At 74.5% G+C, this 17,593-nt stretch carries 20 protein-coding genes; 12 read left to right on the top strand and 8 right to left on the bottom strand.

Annotated features, from left to right (window positions below; all coding sequences use genetic code 11):
* Positions 1-316: 316 nt before the first annotated feature.
* Positions 317-1,576 (top strand): GNAT family N-acetyltransferase, encoded by a 1,260-nt coding sequence (locus ACGFZL_RS13385; protein WP_393691209.1) that lies wholly within the window; start codon positions 317-319, stop codon positions 1,574-1,576.
* A gap of 130 nt (positions 1,577-1,706) precedes the next feature.
* On the opposite strand, the gene ACGFZL_RS13380 is transcribed toward ACGFZL_RS13385, so the two are convergent.
* Positions 1,707-1,892 (bottom strand): hypothetical protein, encoded by a 186-nt coding sequence (locus ACGFZL_RS13380; protein ID WP_355172547.1) that lies wholly within the window; start codon positions 1,890-1,892, stop codon positions 1,707-1,709.
* 171 nt (positions 1,893-2,063) lie between these two features.
* Here ACGFZL_RS13380 and ACGFZL_RS13375 point away from each other — a divergent pair, with 171 nt between their 5' ends.
* The gene (locus tag ACGFZL_RS13375; RefSeq protein ID WP_393691206.1) at positions 2,064-2,999 is read left to right on the top strand and encodes a GntR family transcriptional regulator; all 936 of its coding nucleotides are present in this window, start codon (positions 2,064-2,066) and stop codon (positions 2,997-2,999) included.
* On the opposite strand, the gene ACGFZL_RS13370 is transcribed toward ACGFZL_RS13375, so the two are convergent.
* Positions 2,989-3,183, bottom strand: coding sequence for a hypothetical protein (locus ACGFZL_RS13370; protein WP_355172543.1), 195 nt, complete (start codon positions 3,181-3,183; stop codon positions 2,989-2,991). The genes ACGFZL_RS13375 and ACGFZL_RS13370 overlap by 11 nt on opposite strands.
* Before the next feature lie 144 nt (positions 3,184-3,327).
* On the opposite strand from ACGFZL_RS13370, the gene ACGFZL_RS13365 reads away from it, so the two are divergent.
* Together ACGFZL_RS13365 and ACGFZL_RS13360 are read left to right on the top strand one after the other, a co-directional pair.
* Positions 3,328-4,242: a GntR family transcriptional regulator gene (locus tag ACGFZL_RS13365; RefSeq protein ID WP_393691203.1), complete on the top strand. Its 915-nt coding sequence runs from the start codon at positions 3,328-3,330 to the stop codon at positions 4,240-4,242.
* Positions 4,242-4,937 carry an HAD family hydrolase gene (locus ACGFZL_RS13360; protein WP_393691201.1) on the top strand — a complete coding sequence of 232 codons (696 nt, stop codon included), beginning with the start codon at positions 4,242-4,244 and terminating at the stop codon, positions 4,935-4,937. Before ACGFZL_RS13365 ends, ACGFZL_RS13360 begins: the two co-directional genes overlap by 1 nt.
* A 6-nt stretch (positions 4,938-4,943) precedes the next feature.
* Here ACGFZL_RS13360 and ACGFZL_RS13355 read toward each other — a convergent pair whose 3' ends face one another.
* Positions 4,944-5,549, bottom strand: a complete 606-nt coding sequence (locus tag ACGFZL_RS13355; RefSeq protein WP_393691199.1) for an alpha/beta fold hydrolase — start codon at positions 5,547-5,549, stop codon at positions 4,944-4,946.
* Between the two features lie 222 nt (positions 5,550-5,771).
* Here ACGFZL_RS13355 and ACGFZL_RS13350 point away from each other — a divergent pair, with 222 nt between their 5' ends.
* The 5 genes from ACGFZL_RS13350 (at position 5,772) to ACGFZL_RS13330 (ending at position 10,729) form a co-directional block, all read left to right on the top strand.
* Positions 5,772-6,812: a phosphotransferase gene (locus ACGFZL_RS13350; protein ID WP_393691197.1), complete on the top strand. Its 1,041-nt coding sequence runs from the start codon at positions 5,772-5,774 to the stop codon at positions 6,810-6,812.
* A gap of 93 nt (positions 6,813-6,905) precedes the next feature.
* A complete protein-coding gene (locus tag ACGFZL_RS13345) occupies positions 6,906-7,199 on the top strand; it encodes a cupin domain-containing protein (protein WP_393691195.1) in 294 nt (97 codons plus the stop codon).
* A 93-nt stretch (positions 7,200-7,292) separates the two neighbouring features.
* Complete coding sequence (locus ACGFZL_RS13340; RefSeq protein ID WP_355172531.1) at positions 7,293-7,901, top strand: GNAT family N-acetyltransferase; 609 nt, start codon at positions 7,293-7,295, stop codon at positions 7,899-7,901.
* A 40-nt stretch (positions 7,902-7,941) separates the two neighbouring features.
* Positions 7,942-8,595: a TetR/AcrR family transcriptional regulator gene (locus ACGFZL_RS13335; RefSeq protein WP_393691242.1), complete on the top strand. Its 654-nt coding sequence runs from the start codon at positions 7,942-7,944 to the stop codon at positions 8,593-8,595.
* Between the two features lie 91 nt (positions 8,596-8,686).
* Positions 8,687-10,729 (top strand): HelD family protein, encoded by a 2,043-nt coding sequence (locus tag ACGFZL_RS13330; protein WP_393691193.1) that lies wholly within the window; start codon positions 8,687-8,689, stop codon positions 10,727-10,729.
* A 7-nt stretch (positions 10,730-10,736) separates the two neighbouring features.
* Here the strand turns inward: ACGFZL_RS13330 and ACGFZL_RS13325 are convergent, their stop codons facing one another.
* Positions 10,737-11,624 carry an NAD(P)-dependent oxidoreductase gene (locus ACGFZL_RS13325; protein WP_393691191.1) on the bottom strand — a complete coding sequence of 296 codons (888 nt, stop codon included), beginning with the start codon at positions 11,622-11,624 and terminating at the stop codon, positions 10,737-10,739.
* Between the two features lie 57 nt (positions 11,625-11,681).
* Here ACGFZL_RS13325 and ACGFZL_RS13320 point away from each other — a divergent pair, with 57 nt between their 5' ends.
* Positions 11,682-12,023 carry a helix-turn-helix domain-containing protein gene (locus ACGFZL_RS13320; RefSeq protein ID WP_355172523.1) on the top strand — a complete coding sequence of 114 codons (342 nt, stop codon included), beginning with the start codon at positions 11,682-11,684 and terminating at the stop codon, positions 12,021-12,023.
* Between the two features lie 114 nt (positions 12,024-12,137).
* Here ACGFZL_RS13320 and ACGFZL_RS13315 read toward each other — a convergent pair whose 3' ends face one another.
* A complete protein-coding gene (locus tag ACGFZL_RS13315) occupies positions 12,138-12,521 on the bottom strand; it encodes a DoxX family protein (protein WP_355172521.1) in 384 nt (127 codons plus the stop codon).
* A gap of 147 nt (positions 12,522-12,668) precedes the next feature.
* Between ACGFZL_RS13315 and ACGFZL_RS13310 the strand changes: the two genes are divergently transcribed.
* Positions 12,669-13,226: a YciI family protein gene (locus ACGFZL_RS13310; protein ID WP_393691188.1), complete on the top strand. Its 558-nt coding sequence runs from the start codon at positions 12,669-12,671 to the stop codon at positions 13,224-13,226.
* Between the two features lie 22 nt (positions 13,227-13,248).
* On the opposite strand, the gene ACGFZL_RS13305 is transcribed toward ACGFZL_RS13310, so the two are convergent.
* Together ACGFZL_RS13305 and ACGFZL_RS13300 are read right to left on the bottom strand one after the other, a co-directional pair.
* A complete protein-coding gene (locus ACGFZL_RS13305; RefSeq protein ID WP_393691186.1) occupies positions 13,249-13,917 on the bottom strand; it encodes a hypothetical protein in 669 nt (222 codons plus the stop codon).
* Positions 13,914-14,744 (bottom strand): inositol monophosphatase family protein, encoded by an 831-nt coding sequence (locus ACGFZL_RS13300; protein ID WP_393691184.1) that lies wholly within the window; start codon positions 14,742-14,744, stop codon positions 13,914-13,916. The genes ACGFZL_RS13305 and ACGFZL_RS13300 overlap by 4 nt, the downstream gene beginning before the upstream one ends.
* A 183-nt stretch (positions 14,745-14,927) precedes the next feature.
* On the opposite strand from ACGFZL_RS13300, the gene ACGFZL_RS13295 reads away from it, so the two are divergent.
* Positions 14,928-16,487, top strand: a complete 1,560-nt coding sequence (locus ACGFZL_RS13295) for a toll/interleukin-1 receptor domain-containing protein (RefSeq protein WP_393691182.1) — start codon at positions 14,928-14,930, stop codon at positions 16,485-16,487.
* A gap of 19 nt (positions 16,488-16,506) precedes the next feature.
* Here the strand turns inward: ACGFZL_RS13295 and ACGFZL_RS13290 are convergent, their stop codons facing one another.
* The gene (locus tag ACGFZL_RS13290) at positions 16,507-17,580 is read right to left on the bottom strand and encodes a MerR family transcriptional regulator (protein WP_393691180.1); all 1,074 of its coding nucleotides are present in this window, start codon (positions 17,578-17,580) and stop codon (positions 16,507-16,509) included.
* Positions 17,581-17,593 lie beyond the last annotated feature (13 nt).

Genomic DNA, 17,593 nt, shown 5'->3' with positions numbered 1-17,593 from the left:
CCACCCCTCCCGCGTAGCTGCGGGCAGTCGTGCCGCTGGGGCGGCACGGGTGGGCGCAGCGGCACCCCGCAGCGCCGGGCTGCGCCACGCCCCCCCCGTAGTGCCGGGTTGCGCAACGATGCCGGGTGCGGGTGCGTCGTGGCTGGTCGCGCAGTTCCCCGCGCCCCTGGGGCGTTGCCGTCACGTCGGACCACCGCGCGGCGGAGCCGCAGATCGATACAGCCCCGCGCCCCTGGGGGGTGCAGTCCCGCCGGCGTCCCGTTGCGACGGGTAAATGCCCGCGACGGGGGCCGCGGCGCAGACCTAGGGTGGGCGTATGAGCCGCCGTGACGACATCGACGTACGACCCATCACCGAGGACGAGTTCGCCGACTGGAACCGGGCCTTGGCCACCGGGTTCCTCCAGAACCCCGAGGTGGGGGAGGAGCAGCTGGCCGCGCGGCGCGGGGACTTCGTCCCGGGCCGGCTGCTCGGCGGCTTCGACGGCGCCCGCTGCGTCGCGACCTTCCGGTCCTTCGACCAGGAGCTGACCGCCGTCGGCGGCGCGGCCGTGCGGGCCGACGCCGTCTCCAACGTCACCGTCACCCCGACCCACCGCCGCCGCGGCCTGCTCACCCGCATGATGGACCAGGACCTCGCGGCGGCCCGCGAGCGCGGGGACGCCGTCGCGACCCTCATCGCGGCCGAGTACCCGATCTACCGCCGGCACGGCTTCGGCCCCGCCACCACCATGACCGAGTGGTCGGTCGACGTCCCCCGCGCCGGCCTCGACCCCCGCTGGGCGGCCCCGGAGTGCGGCGGGCGGATCGACCTGGTCGACGGGGAGGACGTCCGCAAGCTCGGCCCCGAGCTGCACGAGCGGCTGCGCCGGCGGCAACCCGGCGCGGTCAGCCGTACCGACCGGTGGTGGCAGGGCAGGACCGGGCAGCTGCGCCGGGACAGCGGCCCCTGGGTCGCGCCGTTCTTCGCGGTGTACCGCTCGGCGTCCGGCGAGGTCGACGGCATGGCGGCCTACCGCGCCGACGACCACTGGGGCGACGCCAAGCAGCCGCTCAACACGGCGACCGTGGACTGGCTGCTCGCCGTCACCCCGGACGCCGAGCGCGCCCTGTGGCACTACCTGTGCTCGGTCGACTGGGTCACCACGGTCAAGAGCGGCTGGCGGGCCCCCGACGACCTGCTCCCGCACCTCCTGCCCGACCCGCGCGCGGCCAGGATCACCACGCGGGCCGACTGGCTGTGGGTGCGCGTCCTGGACGTCGTGGCGGCGCTGGAGGCGCGGACATACGAGGGGGAGGGCACCCTGGTGCTCGAGGTCGCCGACCGGACGGGGACCGCGGGCGGGCGCTGGCGGATCGAGGCCGGCGCGGACGGGGCGGCCTCCGTCACCCCGGCCACCCAGGACGCGGACCTCGCGCTGGACGTCGCCGACCTCGCGACGCTGTGGCTGGGCGACGAGTCGGCCGTGCGGCTGGCCGCGCTCGGCCGGGTGCGGGAAGAACGAGCGGGCGCCGCCCGGCTGGCCGACGCCCTGCTGCGTACGTCCAGGCGTCCTTGGTGCCCGGACATGTTCTGACGCCTGTTCCGACGCCTGTTCTGACGCCTCCTTCCGCTGGTCGGGACGGGTTTCCGTAGCGTGTCGTACCGCCGCCCGCCGGGCTCCCGGCTCCCCTCCAGGAGGGGGCCCGGCACGCGGGTGAGGTGGGTCAGCCGGACTGGGCGAGCAGCATCACGAGGATCACCGCGCCCACCCCGCCGATCGCGGTGTTCTTCGCCTTGATGCCGACGGAGAGCGCGACGAAGGCGATGATGCCCATCGGCCCGTACTTCCACTGCACGAGCTGCTCGAAGCCGATGGCCAGAGCGGCGAGGACGATGGCGATGAGCGGCATGTCGGTGGTCCCCCTGTCACCTGGTGGCCAACACCTCGATGGCGCGACCACGTTGCTTGAGGCTGCTCAAGTTGGCTGCCAACTTCACTCTAGTTATAGCCACTTGGACGCGACTCATAACCACCTTCGACAGAACTGCCGGAAGATGGCGGGAAGTTGTAGGGTGCGGTCGTGGAGCCGGAACCTGCCCCTGTCAACGGGCGCAAGACGCCGCCGCGGCCCCAGCCGAGCCCGGTGGAGGTCGCCGACGAGCTGCGCGCCCGGATCAGGTCGGGGGCGCTCCGGCCGGGCCGGCGCATGCCCACGCAGGCGCAGCTCGCCGACGAGTTCGGGGTGGAGCGCGGCGCCGTCCGGCAGGCCCTGCGCATACTGCAGTCGGAACGGCTGCTGACCAACGTGTCCAAGGGGAGCCCCGCGACGGTCGCGCCCGACCCGGGGCGGGACCGGCCGGGCCCCGGCGCGGCGCCCCGGCCCACCACGGCGGCCCTCGCCCACCGGGTCGGGCACGCCTTCGCCGCCCGCGAGGTGCGGGTGGACGCGCTGTGCCTCACGGCGGTCTCCCTGACCCTCGCCATCGGCGAGCCCCTGCGCCTGGTCCACGAGGGGCGGCTGAAACCGGCCAAGGTCGACGTGCGCGTGCTGCTGCCGGCCCGGGACATCGCGCTGGCCTTCCCGGTGCCGGTGGCCGGCCTCGACGGGGACCGGGACGCGGTGCACGAGCGGTGGCTGGCCATGCGCAACGCCCAGGGGCAGGTCCTGCGGCACAACCTGCTCTCGCTGCGCGCCACCCACGGCGTGGACGTCAGCGTGTCCTTCCGGGCGCTGCCCTTCACCCCGCCGGTGAAGCTGTACCTGCTCAACGACGCCGAGGCGCTCTTCGCGTACTACACCGTCGGCCGGCGCGAGCAGGAGATCGACCGGCGGCCGACCGAGGTGTACGACGCCGAGGGCATCCACGCGCCGCTGTTCGCCTTCGCGAGCGGGACGGGGCAGGCGGGCGAGGTGGGTGAGGCGGGCGAGCGCGACGCCGCGTTCGTGCGGCAGTCGCGGCTCTGGTTCGACGCGCTGTGGGGCACGATCAGCACGGAACTCCGGCTCACGCCATGAGCGGCGCCCCGGCGACGAGCAGCGCGAGCAGCACGGCGCCCGCGGAGCTGACGGCCGGGCTCTTGGCCTTGATGCCGATGGTGAGCAGGAGCAGGCCGACCAGCCCCGTGACGCCGTACCGCCACTGCACGAGCTGCTCGAAACCGATGACGAAGACCGTGGAGAAGAGGACGAGGACGGGCATGACTCCCCCTTGCGGTACCGGGCGGTGACACCTCCACCAACTGAGCCAAGTTGGCAACCAACTATGCTTAACTTGTGCCCACTTGGCGGCTATCTCAAAACAACTTTCAAACAACTCCCCTTAGATAGAACGCAGTTGTAGCGTTTGGTCGTGACTCAGGAGAACGTGTCCGTGAACGGCGGCAGAAGGCTCTCGTCCCAGGAGATCGCCGACATCCTGCGGGAACGCATCCGCGGCGGTGACCTCAAGGCGGGCGACCGCCTGCCCACCCAGGCCGAACTGGCCGAGGAGTTCGGGGTGGAGCGCGGCACCGTGCGCCAGGCGCTGCGGGCGCTCCAGGAGGACGGCCTGCTGAGCAACGTCAGCAAGGGCAGCCCCCCGCGCATCGCCGAGCCCGCCCCCACCCGGGGCGAGCCGCAGCCGACGATGGTGGCGCTCGGCCCCCGCCTCACCGCCGCCTTCGCCGCGCCCCGGGTCCGGGTGGACGTCGTCTGCCACACTTCCGAGACGCTGATGCTGGCCCTGAGCGAGCCGCTCCGGCTGATCCACGAGGGCCGCATCCGCCCGGAGTCGATCGACTTCCGGGTCCTGATGCCCTCCCGGGACATCCCGCTGGCCTTCCCGGTCCTGGTCGAGCGCGCCGAGGACGACCCGGTCCACCAGCGCTGGCTCCAGATGCGCAACGCCCAGGCCCGGGTGCTCCAGCACAACCTGCACGCCGTGCGCTCCACCCAGAACATCGACGTGCGGATCGCCTTCCGCGCGCTGCCCTTCACCGCGCCGATGAAGCTGTACCTGCTCAACGGCGAGGAGGCGCTGCTCGGTTACTACCTGCTCACGCGGCGGGAGGAGGAGTACGAGAGCCGGACGCTGGAGATGTACGACGCGCTCGGCTCGCAGTCGCTGCTGTTCTCCTTCGCCGCCAAGCGGCCCGGCGGTCCGGCAGGCAGTCCGGCAGGCAGTCCGGTCGGCAGCCGGGACGCGGCGTTCGTGGCGGAGTCCCAGAAGTGGTTCGACGCCCTCTGGGAAACCATCACCACGAGCATGACACTTTCCTGATGACTTCTGACGAGTTAGGGCGCCTGGTGCGCGGCGCCCGCTGCGTGCTGTGGGACTTGGACGGCCCCGTCTGCCGGCTCTTCGCCGGCCACCCGGCCGAGAAGGTGGCGGCCGTCCTGGTCGGTGTGCTGGAGCAGCACGGCCTGGCCGGGCTGCTCACCGAGCGGGAGCGGGCCTCGGGCGACCCGCACGCGGTGCTGCGCGCGGTGGACCGGGCCCGCCCCGGGGGCGGGCTGGTCGCGGAGCTGGAGGAGCGGCTCACCGAGGAGGAGCTGCGCGCCGCCGCCTCCGCCATGCCGACCGCCTGGGCCGACCCGCTGATCCGGACCTGGACGGCGCTGGGCGTCCGCCCGGCCGTCGCGACGAACAACGCGCCCCGGGTGGCGCGCGCCTACCTCGCCGGCCGGGGCCTGCTCGACTGCTTCGGCCCGCACGTCTACGGCCGCACCCGACAGCTCCGTCAGCTCAAGCCCGACCCGCACACCCTGCTGCGCGCCCTCGACGACCTGGCGGCGGCGCCCGGCACCGCCCTCTTCATCGGCGACGCCCCCACCGACTGCGAGGCCGCCCGCCGGGCCGGCGTCCCCTTCCTCGGCTACGCCCGCGACGCGGGCAGGGAGGCGGCCCTGCGGGAGGCGGGGGCGGGGGTGGTGGTCGGGTCGCTGGAGGAGCCGCTGAACCTGCTGCGCGGGTAGGGCGCCTCAGGCGACCGACCTCGCGGCCTCCGCCAGCACGCGGGCCAGTTCGCGCGGGCGGGTGGCCATCGGCCAGTGGCCCGAGTCGAGGTCCACGTACTCGAGGCGGGCGGCGCGGGCGAGTTCGGGGCTGTCGCCGCCGGCTATCCACGCCTTGGCCTCGGCGGGGGTGAACTCGGGGCAGACGACCACGACGGGGACCTCGAAGCGCCGCTCGTCGGCCAGGCGTACGACTCCCCGGGCGACCCCTTCGGGCACGGGAACGGCGACGGAGGCGAGGCGGTGCCGCGTCTCCTCGTCCAGGTCGGCGGAGTCCGCTCCCGCGAAGGGGCCCCAGCCCGGGAAGGGCATGACGCCGTCCTCGACCGCGAAGAAGTCGGCGTAGGCCCGCCCGTCGGGGGCGGGGAAGCCGCCGACCAGTGCCACCCCGGCCACCTTCTCCGGGCGCCGGTCGGCGGCCGGCCAGGCCAGGCTCGACGCGGCGGAGTGGCCCACCACCAGCGGCCTGCCCGGCGCCGCGTCGACGGCGGCGACCACCGCCGCCAGCTGGTCGTCGAGCGTCGCGGAGGAGGTGCCGTCGCCCTGGCCGGTGGCAACGGGAAGCTCTGGCAACGGGAGGCTCTTGCGGCGGCTCGGGTGAGGGGCGCGCGGGCCGCGCATGGTCCCAGGGCCGGGGAGCCGTGCGGGGGGCTTCCGGTGATTCCCCGGCCCGCCTCGACCACCGTGGGATAGCGTGCCCTTCTCCTGTCCCACGAGCACCACCGGATCGGCTGAACGCACGCAATGACACCGGAGTTGGCGCCGTCCGCCTCCCCCAGGGGGCGGGCCGAGGCGATGAGCGGGGACTCGTCCGCGGTCCGGGGCCCCCTCAAGGGGTACCACCACGAGACGTACGTGCTCTCGCCCCCCGGCGGCATCGGCCGGGTCAAGCTGCGCAGCCCGCGCGCGACCGCCGAGTGGTTCGACCGCCGGTGCTTCGCCTCCGAGGAGGAGCTGCTGCGCGGCCTCGGGGGCCGGGTGGAGCAGGTGCCCGAGGTCGTGGACGTGGAGGGCCTCGGGATGCAGCGGTTCATCGAGGGCCGCACGCTCGGCGCGCACTGGTGGTGGGGCCGGCGGGTGCCCGAGCCGGTCCTCGCGCAGATCGTCCGGCTGTTCGGCCAGCTGGTGCCGATCACCGCCGAGACCCTGCACGTGGACCGGCGCTGCTCCCCGCTGGACGCCCCCGACGACAAGGACACCGACGGGTTCCTGGAGCGCCTGGTCGCCTTCGCCGAGGAGCAGGTCTGGGGACGGTACCGGGACCGCTTCGGGACGCTGTTCGGCGAACTGGGCGTGGGTGACGAATCGTTCGCCCACCTGCGCAAGAACGTGCTGGGCCTCGCCCCGCGCCCGTTCTGCCTGCTCCACGCCGACCTGCACCGGGAGAACTTCGTCATCGACCCGCGCGGCCGGCTGTGGACCATCGACTGGGAGCTGGCGATGGTCGGCGACCCGCTCTACGACCTGGCCACCCACCTCTACCTGATGCGCTACCCCGCCGGGCAGCGCGACCGCGTGATCGCCGACTGGCGCGACACGGTGGAGGCGGTCCGTCCGGGCAGCGCGCGCGGACTGGACCACGACCTGGGCCCGCTGCTGGACTTCAAACGCGCGCAGTCCGTCTACACGGACGTGGTCCGCGTCGCCCTCTCCCTCCGCGACCGCGGCGCCGCCCCGCGCTGGCCGTCCCTGCCCCGCGCGGCGGGCCGCCTGCACCGCGCCCTGGCCGCCGCGGCCGTACCGATGGGGCTGACGGACGTACCGGAACCGCAGCGGATCGGCGACGCCCTGGCCCGCTGGTGCCGGGCGGACGCGGCCGGACGGGGCGGAGCCTGAGGGGCCGGAGTCGGGCCGGCGCATCCCCAGGATGAGAATGGGCTGATGGGGCGGCCCGTCGCCCCCCGAACGAGAAGAACGAGGAGAAGCTCGATGACGACGACCACGGCCCACGCGAGCGTGCAGCACGACGACGAGCGGACGCGGGTCACCCGTTGGGACTTCCAGCCCGGCGAGAGCACCGGCCGCCATGTCCACGAGTACGACTACGTCGTCGTCCCCCTCACCGACGGCCGCACCGACGTCGTCTCCCCCGACGGCACGGTCACCCCGTCGCTGCTCAGGGCCGGCGAGTCCTACGCCCGCCAGGCCGGCGGCGAGCACGAGGTCGTCAACGCGGGCACGGCGCCGCTGGCCTTCGTGGAGATCGAGGTCAAGGGCCGCTAGCGGGCCGGCGGCGGCCGGCCCCGCGACGCCTCACGACGCCCCGCGACGGATTCCGTCGGGCGCGAGACGGCCGTGTCCGGTTACGGTACGCCGATGACCAGCAACGACCGGCCCGTCCCCGCCCGGGAGGCCACCGCCGCGGACGTCGACGCGATGGTCGACACCTTGACCGACGCCTTCTTCCACGACCCGCTGTGGGGCCCCGCCTTCCCCGACGAGGGGCGGCGTGCCGAGCAGGCCGCGGCGATGTGGCGCCGGTACGTCACCTCCGCGCTGCGTTACGACTGGACGCTCGTGACCCCCGGCGCCGAGGCCGTCTCCGTGTGGATCCCGCCGGGCGGCCTCGAACTCACCCCCGAGGAGGAGGACGGCATGGGCGACCTGCTCACCCGGGCCGCCGGCCCCGAGGTGGCGGACGCCGTCCTGGAGATCGGCGAACAGCTCGCGGCGGCCCGCCCCGACGAGCCGTTCTGCTACCTCACCCTGCTGGGCGTCCACGGCGACCACCGCGGCAGGGGCCTGGGCATGGGCCTGCTCGCCCACGGCCTCGACCGCGCCGACGCGCTCGGCGCCCCCGCGTACCTGGAGTCGTCCAACCCGGCGAACCTGGCCCGCTACGCGAGCGTCGGCTTCGTCCCCCGCGACACGGTCACCGTCGCCACCGGCCACGAGGTCACCACCATGTGGCGCCCGGCCCGCTGACCGGAGGGTTGCGTAGGCTCGCCCCATGAGCGAGACCGGGATGAGCGGGACCGGGCTGCGGGAGCGGAAGCGGCGCCGGACCGTGCGGGTGCTGTCGGACGTCGCCATCGGGCTCTTCCTGGAGAAGGGCTTCGACGCGGTGTCCGTCGCCGAGATCGCCGCCGCGGCCGAGGTGTCCAAGCCGACGCTGTTTCGGTACTTCCCGGCCAAGGAGGACCTCGTCCTGCACCGGATCGCCGACCACGAGGACGAGGCGGCCCGGGTGGCGGGCGACGACCCCGCACCGCTGGCCGCGCTGCGCCGGCACTTCCTGGCCGGCCTCGACCGCGGCGACCCGGTGACCGGCCTCAGCGACGACCCGGACGTCCTCGCCTTCCACGCCCTGCTCTACGGCACCCCCGCCCTCGCCGCCCGCCTCCACCACCACCTGGACCGCTCCGAGACCGCCCTCGCGGCCGCCCTCGGCGGCAACCTGGACGCCCGCCTTGCGGCGGGGCAGATCATCGCGGTCCAGCGAATCCTCGCCCTGGAGAACTGGCGCCGGGTCGCGGCGGGGGAGGCGGTGGGGTCGGTACGGGCGGACGCGGTCGCGTCGGCGGAGGGGGCGTTCGGGCGACTGGCGGCGGGGTGGCCGGGGCTGGCGGGCGTGGAGGGTGACGGGTCCAGCGAGGTGCCGCCCCAGGCTGGGCGGTGACATGACACCAGCGGAAGCGGGCCTCGTGTACCGATAGGTGACTGGGTTAATAACGTTACTCAGTTACGTTAGTTCGGGTACGCTCAGCGGAATGACCCCACCCCGCCCCGCCCTCCAGCGCGCCCTCGCCGAGGAGCGCGCCCATCACGTGCGCTGCCGTGCCGCCCTCGCCGCCATGGCCGACGGGGCCCGGGAGCGGGTCGTCGTCGGCGTTGACGTGTCCGCCTCCGGGGCCGACGCCGAGGTGCTCGGCCGGGCCCTGCGTACCCGGGACCGGGAGATGCGCGAACTGCCCGAGGGGCCGCTGTTCTTCGGGCGGCTCGACTTCGCGCCGGGTGGCGCGGCGGCCGGGGAGCATGCCGGGCAGTGCTACCACCTGGGCCGGCTGCGGATCACCGAGGACCCCGGTGCCCCGCCCCTCGTGGTGGACTGGCGCGCACCCGTCGCCCGGGCCTTCTACCAGGCGAGCGCGAGCGACCCGCACGGTGTCGCGATCCGCCGCCGGTTCGGCTGGGCGCCCGGCGCCCGCGGTGACGCGGCCGACCTGACCGGTCTGGAGGACGAGCACCTCGCGCGGGGCGAGTCCCGGGCGAGCGACATCGTGGCCCGCGAGATCGAGCGCCCCCGCGTCGGGCCCATGCGGGACATCGCCGCCACCATCCAGCCCGAGCAGGACGACCTGGTCCGCGCCGCCCTGTCCGACACCGTCTGCGTGCAGGGCGCCCCCGGCACCGGCAAGACCGCCGTCGGCCTGCACCGCGCGGCGTACCTCCTCTACACCCACCCCCGGCGGCTCACCCGCGCCGGGCTGCTGGTCCTCGGGCCCAACCCCGCCTTCCTCGCCCACATCGCCGAGGTGCTGCCCGCCCTCGGCGAGAGCGGCGTACGGCAGTCCACGCTCGCCGCGGAGATCGCCCGGCACCCGGTCACCGGCACCGACGACGATCGCGCCGCCGCGCTCAAGCACGACGCCCGGGCGGCCGAGCTGCTGCGCCGCACCCTGTACGCGCGCGTACGCGCCGACGCCGCCGCCGGCCTCGTCGTGCCGGACGGCTCCGCCCGCCTGCGGGTGCCCGCCGAGACGCTGGCCGAGATCGTGGTCGGGGTGCTGGCCGAGGAGCCGCCGTACGCGGTGGGCCGGGAACGGGTGCGGGCCCGCATCGTGCGGCACCTCCGGCGGGAGGCCGAGCGGCGCGGCGGGCCCCGCACGGCCGCCTGGACCCGCCGGGTCGAGCGGGCCCGCCCCGTCGGCGCCTGCCTCGACGCCCTGTGGCCCCGGGTGCGTCCGGAGGAGGTGGTCGCCGCGCTGCTCGGTGACGCGGACGAACTGGCGTGCGCGGCGGAGGGGTTGTACGACGCCGGCGAGCGGCAGGCGCTGCTGTGGGCGGCGCCCCGCTCCTGGCGCACCGCGCGCTGGTCGGCCGCCGACCAGGTGCTCCTCGACGAGGTCGCCGGGTTCCTGGAGCACCCCGCCGGCTACGGGCACGTCGTCGTGGACGAGGCGCAGGACCTCTCCCCGATGGAGTGCCGGGCCGTCGCGCGCCGGTCCGCCCACGGTTCGCTGACCGTGCTCGGCGACCTGGCCCAGGGGACCACGCCGTGGGCGGCGCGCTCCTGGGAGGCGGCGCTCGGGCACCTGGGCCGGCCGGGCGCCGCCGTGACCGCGCTGACCAACGGATACCGGGTGCCCGCGGCGGTCGCCGCCCTCGCCGGCCGGCTGCTCGCCCGGCTGGACGTCGACGTGCCGGCGCCCCGGTCCCCGCGCGCGGACGGCGAGTTGAGGCTGCTCCCGGTGGCGCCCGGCGCCCTGCGGGAAGCCGTGGTCGAGGCCGTGCGGCGGGCGCTGGGCCGGGACGGCTCGGTCGGCGTGATCGCCGCCGACGCGGCCGTGCCCGCCCTGCGCGCCGCCCTCGCCGCGGCCGGCGTCGCGGCGACCGGGCCCGGGGAGCCGGGCGCCCGGGTGGCCGTGATGCCGGCGAGCCTGGTCAAGGGCCTCGAGTACGACCATGTCGTGGCCGTCGAACCGGCGGCGATCGCGGAGGCGGAGGCGCGGGGGCCGCACCGGCTGTACGTGGTGCTGACCCGGGCGGTGTCCCGTCTGGACGTGGTCCACGCCCGGCCCCTGCCGTTCTGAACTCGCGCTAATCGGCCAGCAGTTCGGCGACCCGGCTGAAGCCATCGCCCCCGTGCCCGGCGGCGATGACACGCCGCGCGTGGCCCTCGATCAGGCGCATCACGCCCGCGTCGACGCCGTGCGCCTCGGCGGCGTGCACGATGTGGGACATGGTGGAGGCGGCCGAGGTGATGGGGTTGATGCCGCCCGCGTAGGTGCCCGCGTCGATGTCGGCCGCGAACTCGGTGAACAGCGGCGGCAGGATCGCGGCGATGCCGGCGGCGAACGGGGCCAGTTCGGACGCGGTCACGCCCTCCGCGCGGGCCAGCGCGACGGCGTGCGTGAAGCCCGCCATCGCCGTCCAGAAGACGTCCAGCAGCGCGAGGTCGAAGGCGGCGGCGCGGCCGGCCTCGGCGCCGAGGCGGGTGTGCGTGCCGCCGAGCGCCGCGAGGGCCGGGCGGTGCTCCTCGTACAGCTCCTCCGGGCCGCTGTAGAGGAACACCGCCGACTCGGTGCCGATGCTGGGCGCCGGCGTCATGATCGCGCCGTCCAGGTAGCGGATGCCGTGCGCGGCGGCCCAGTCGGCGGTGTCGCGGGCCCGGTCGGGGGTGTCGGCGCTGAGGTTGACGAGCGTGCGGCCCTTCAGGGCGGTGCTGACGGCGTCCTGGCGCAGTACGGCGTCGGAGGCGTCGTAGTTCACCACGCAGACCACGGTCAGCGGGGAGGCGGCCACCGCCTCGCCGGCCGAGGCCGCCGCGCGGGCGCCCCGCGCGGTGAGGTCGTCGGCGTGGCCGGGGGTGCGGTTCCAGACGGTGGTGCGCAGCCCCGCCGCGAGGAACGCGCCGGCCAGCGCCCGGCCCATCGGGCCGAGGCCCAGGACGGTCACGGCGGCGGGGTAGCCGCTGTTCTCGGACATGCGTGAACTCCCGTAGATTGAGGGTGAGTCGAGCGAAGAACCGGGGTGGGGTCCGACATGGCGCAGCGCCGTCACGATCCGAACGTCTGCGGCGTCACCGCCGCGATCTCCGTGATCGAGGGCAAGTGGAAGACCTCACTGCTGTGGCTGCTGGAGTCCGGCCCGCACCGCCCGGCGGAACTGCGCCGCCGGCTGCCCGGCCTCACCGAGAAGGTGCTGACGCAGGCGCTGCGCGAGATGGAGTCGGACGGCCTGGTGGACCGGCGGGTGTTCGACGTCCTGCCGCTGCGGACGGAGTACTCGCTGACCGCCTTCGGCCGCGAACTCGCCGAGGCCCTCGCTCCTCTCTCCGACTGGGGCCACCGGCGGCTGGACCGGATGTCCGCCGCCGTCTCCTGATGCCTCCTGCTGTCTCCCGCTGTCTCCTGACGTCCACCCGCCACACCAGCTTGGGGTGGGCGGCGGGTGGTGCCAAGTACGCACAAAAAGGTGGGTACGGCGGGGGAGTACGGCTCAGCCGGTGAAGGGCTCGGGGCCGAGCCGCCCCCAGGCCACGAAGGCCGCCAGCACCAGATAGCAGAGGTTCAGCCCGGCGAACGCCAGCTCGCCCCGGCGGCCGTGCGTGACCATCGCGCCGACCATCAGCAGCACCCAGCACACCGCGGTCACCGCCACCAGCGCCGGCGCCACCCCGAGCACCGCGGGCAGGATCAGGCCGGCCACGGCGAGGAGTTCCAGCACGCCGATGGACCGGACCAGGCCGGTGCTCACGTCGCCGACCCAGGCCCCGCCGTGGGTCGAGGCGAGCTTCTCCAGGGGCAGGAACGTCTTGATGGTGCCGGCGGCCAGCGCCACCGCGGCCAGCAGTCCGGTCACGATCCACAACGCGATGTTCATCGTTCACTCCATGCTCGAGGCGCGCCCCGTCTCATCGGGGCACGCCCCCTTAACTCGGGACGTGCCCCCGGGACACCGCGGCGGCCCCGGCTGTGACAGCCGAAACCCGGTTGAGCCCAGGTCCCGATGCCGGAAGGCTCCGGGGTCATGGAGTTCTTCTGCTACCACCGCGACCGCCCCGGCTCGATGCCGCTGCGCGACAAACTGCTGGAGGCGCACTGGTCCTACATGGACGGGTACGCGGCGGAGATGATCGCCCGCGGCCCGACCCTGGCCGGCCTCGGCGACGACGACCCGGCGACGGGCAGCGTGCACGTCCTCGACCTGCCGGACGCCGCCGCGGCCCGCGCGTTCGCCTTCGACGAGCCCGGCTACCAGGCCGGCGTCTACCGGGACGTGCTGCTGCGCCGGTGGCGCAACGCGCTGGGCCGCACCATGTGGGACTTCCCCGGCGGCCGTACCGGCGGCAACCGCTACCTGGTGCTCGGCCTCGGCTCGGGCGAGCCCGCCGACCTCACCCCGCCCCCGGCCGGGGACGACCTGATCGCCTACGGCCCCCTCCTCTCGGACGACGGCACGGCCTGGCTGGGCACGGCGGCCCTGCTGCGCGCCCCGGACCCGGCCGGGGCGCGCTCCGTCCTCACCGCGGAGCGCTACGCGGACGTCGAGGTCCACGACTGGTGCTTCGGCGGCCGTCCGACCTGAGCGGGTCCGGCCTGCGCTCCCCTCAGACCCCCAGCATGATGTGCGGGTTCTCCACCCCGGCGAGCCGGGCGAAGGCCAGGACGTACTCCCGGGTGTTCGCCTGCACCCGGCGCAGGTCGGCACGGCACTCGGCCGCCCGCGGCCAGGCGGACTCGGGCAGCTCGGGTGCGGTCTTCTCGAACTCGCCGAGGTCCGGGTGCCACTTGGACAGGAAGGGCCGTATCTCCCGGTTGAGCAGCGTCACCGCCAGGCTCTCGACCGTGAGCCCCTCCGCGCCGGTCGAGGGGCGGCTCGCCTTGAGGATCTCCCGGGTGGTGGCGAACAACCCGTACAGCGAGGTCAGCGACTCCCGTATCCGCCCCTCGTCGTCGTGGAGCTGCTGCGTGGAGGTCCGGGTGACCGTCTCCACGAACAGCTGCCAGGCCACCTGCTGGGCGTCGTTGTTGACCACGAAGGTCAGCTCGCTCAGCTGCGGCACGGTGATGCGCACCTCGGTCAGCCGCGCCGTGCGCCGGTAGAGGTCGAGGCCCAGGACGACGAACACGCCCAGCACGGCCCCGCCGATCGCGAAGGCGTACCCGCTGTTGACCTGGCTGAGCCCGTACAGGGCGACCCCCGCGCCACAGCCCGCCAGCGCGGCGACCACGACGCGTAACGCGCGCCCGGGGCGGCCCCGGACGACCCGGGTCACCGGGCCTCCGGCGAGGCCGGGGCCGGGGCCGGGCGGGCCAGGCGGCGCAGCACCTCGCCGTGGAGGCGCGGGTTGCAGACCACCGCCGTCCCCCGGTCCGGTGACGGCCGCCCCTCGACGTCGGAGAACACCCCGCCGGCCTCCTCCACGATGATCTGGCTCGCGGCCAGGTCCCAGACGTGGCCGGTGGAGTCCAGGGCGATGTCGAAGGTGCCGTCGGCCACGCCCATCTGGCCCAGCCAGCCACCGGAGCCGAACGTCCAGCGCACCGCGCCCGCCAGGTCGGCGAGCTGCTCGAGCCGTCCCAGCTCCCGCCACGCCTCGATCTGGGAGAAGCTCAGGTGCGCGTCGGCCACGTCGTCCACCGACGAGACCCGCATCGGCTCCCCGTCCGCCCAGGCCCCGAGCCCGCGGGCCCCCCACCACCGCTGCCGGAGGGCGGGAGCCGCGATGACACCGACCACCGGCCGTCCCTCCTCCACCAGCGCGATGAGGGTGGCGAACGCGCGGTGGCCCCGGGCGTAGTTGTTGGTGTGGTCGATGGGGTCGACGACCCACATCCTGCGCGGCCCGGCGGTGTCCTGGTGCAGTTCCTCGGCCAGCAGACCGTCGTCGGGGCGTTCCCGCCCGAGCAGGTCGGCCAGCGCCCGCTCCACGGCGAGGTCGGCCTCGGTGACGAGGCTGCGGTCCGCCTTGACGCGGGTGCGGGCCTTCAGGAAGTGGGCCATGGCGATGTCGGCCGCGATGTCGGCCATCTCGTGCGCCAGTTCCAGATCGGCGGCGTACGAGGACGTCCCCGAAGGTGCCGCTTCCGTCGCTTCCCCCACGTCCCCCACGTCCTTCCGTCTTCCCGCCCGGCCGTCCCGCGGTCCACCGGTCTCCTGACGAAGAACACATACCCACCGGCTTCGCGGAACGTATCATCGGGTGCGGGCGAAGTCCCCGCTGAGAGAACGCCGTTGTCCGACGCCCGCCGCCTGCCATACGTAGCCGCTCGGAGATTCATGGCGATGGCTCATCCACATGCTCAGGACTCGCCCGACAAGGACTTCTTCATCAGCTACGCCCGGGCCGACGAGCGGTGGGCCGAGTGGATCGCCGGCGTGCTGGACACGGCCGGTTTCGCGGTGGCCTTCGATCTGCGCGACCTTCCGGCCGGGCGGTCTGCGGTGCAGTGGATGGACGACGCCATCGCCCGTAGCGAGCGGATCCTCGCGGTCATCAGCCCGCACTACTTCGACCGCCGGTCCTTCGTCGGGGCGGAGTGGCCCACGGCCTTCAGCGACCGGCGGCGCTGGGACGGCAGGATCGTCCCGGTCGTGGTCGAGGAGTGCGAGGCCGAGCTGGCCGAGCACCCCCTGCTCGGCCACCTGACCCCGCTCCGCCTGACCGGCCTGCCGGAGGGCCGGGCGAGGACGGAGCTCGTCGCCCGGCTGGAGAGCAGCCGCGCGGCGAGGTATCCGGGGTTCGGCGGTGGCCAGGGCTTCCGTGGTGGCCAGGAGATCGGTGGTGACCAGGGTTTCCTTACTGGCCAGGGGAGTGGTGGTGACCAGGGCGGCCGGCCGGACCCCCGGGCCGACCGCCGTCGTGCAGAGTGCTTCCGGATCGGCCCCCTGCGCACCACCTGGCGGCTGGTCGAGGGCGACGGCGAGGAGGCCATCACCCGGGAGAACGTCCGGCTCTCCATCACCCCCGAGTTCGTCGAGCTGCCCGAGGAGATGGCGGCCTGGCGCGACGAGATCGCGGCCGAGCAGGCGGAGCGCCGGGCGAAGGGCCTGCACGCCCTGTGGAACGGCAAGTGCTACGCCGTCGAGGGCCTCGGCGTCAGCCGTACGGTCGGCGAGGAGGCCCCCGAGGTGTGCCTGCGGCTCCGGCACGCCGACTACTACACCTTCCTGGCCACGCAGCAGCTGGACCGCCCCTTCGCGGACGGCACGACACCCCGTGGCCGCTATCTGTCCGCCGAGGACCCGGAGGACGCCCCCGCCTTCATGAGCTGCAGCTTCGGCACGAACGTCGCCGTCGTGACGCACGATCACCAGGTGGTGTTCTCCCGCCGCAGCAACCGGGTGGGGTCGCTGCCCGGCCTGTGGAGCTCCTCCGCCAACGAGGCGCTCTCCAGGGACCTCGACGCCCGCGGGCGCACCCCGCCCGACCTCTACGACGTGGCGAAACGCGGCCTCGCGGAGGAGCTGAACATCCAGCCGGACGAGTACCGCATCCGGCTTCTCACCTTCGGGATCGACGTGGAACTGCAGCAGTGGGGCGCCTTCTTCATCGCCGAGCTCAGCCGGCTGTCCGCGGCACAGCTCGGGGAGCGGCGCACACAGGGCGTGCCGGACCGCTGGGAGCACGATCACCACGAGTACGTCCCGTTCGACGTCGACACCGTCCTCGGCCACCTGCTGAGCGAGGACCGGCGCGGCCTCTGGACCCCGGGTGCCCCGGGGCTCTTCTACTTCGCTCTGGTCAACCGCTTCGGCAAACGGACGGTGCAGCGCCGCACCGCGGCGCTGCTGCGTCGCCTCGACCTCGGCGGCCGACCACCGTTCCCGCCGGCGGCGCCGTAGCTCCCCAGGGGGTACGGCCTCACCGACCGCGCTCCACCACGTCGGCGACGACGCAGCTGACGTTGTCGGGACCGCCGCGGCCGTTGGCGAGGCTGATCAACTCCTCCACGGCCGGCGCGGGTTCGGTGCCTCCGGAGAGGACACGGCGTACGTCGTCGTCCGGGACGACCGCGGAGAGGCCGTCGGAGCAGAGCAGGTACCGGTCGCCGGGGTGGGCGTCGTGCAGGCGCAGTTCGGGGGTGCCGTCCGCGCCCTCGCCCAACGCCCGTACGAGCAGGGACCGCTGAGGGTGGGAGACGGCCTCCTCCTCGGTCAGCCGGCCCTCGTCGATCAGCGACTGCACCAGGGTGTGGTCGTGGGTGATCCGGAACAGCTCCCCGCCGCGCAGGAGGTACACGCGCGAGTCGCCGACGTGGACGAGGGCGAGCTGCGACCCGGTCAGCAGCAGCGCGGTGAGCGTCGTGCCGGTCGCCCCGCCGACACCGTGCACGGCGTGTTCGGCCAGTTCGTAGGCGTCCTGGAGGACGTTGAGGAGGCCGTCCGCCGGGACGTCCCCGCTCTCCAGGCGCCGCAGCGCCTCGACGGCGACGGCGCCGGCCCGCTCGCCCCGGCCGCCGAAGCCGTCGGCGACGGCGAGCAGGCGGTCGCCGGCGTAGGCGGTGTCCTGGTTGGTCTCGCGGACCAGGCCGCGGTCGGACAGGGCGGCGTAGCGCAGCGCGAGTCCGGGGGTGTCGGTGGCCGGGTGGTGGGTCATGGCGGGGTCCTTCCGTGACAGGTGGTCGACGAGGAAGGCGGCCAAGTCGCGCCGGGCGGCGGTGTCGGCCTCGACCCGCGCCCAGTAGGCGCGGATCTCCCGGGCCGCCGGGGCCGCCTCAAGGGCGCAGACCTGCCGGATGCGGGCCAGCGGCATGCCGAGCCGGCGCAGCCAGGCCACCATGCGGGCCTGTTCCAACTGCGCCGGGGCGTAGCGCCGGTAGCCGGTCGCGGGGTCGACCTCGGCCGGTGTCAGCAGCCCGAGCGCGTCGTACAGCCGCAGCGCCTTCGGCGACAGCCGCGACGCCTTGGCGAACGCGCCGATGCCCAGCAACTCCATGAACCATCCCTCC

Origin of the sequence: Streptomyces sp. NPDC048182 (genome assembly GCF_043202555.1) — a bacterium.
Lineage (GTDB): Bacteria > Actinomycetota > Actinomycetes > Streptomycetales > Streptomycetaceae > Streptomyces.
This window is presented reverse-complemented; position numbering and strand designations above follow the sequence as displayed.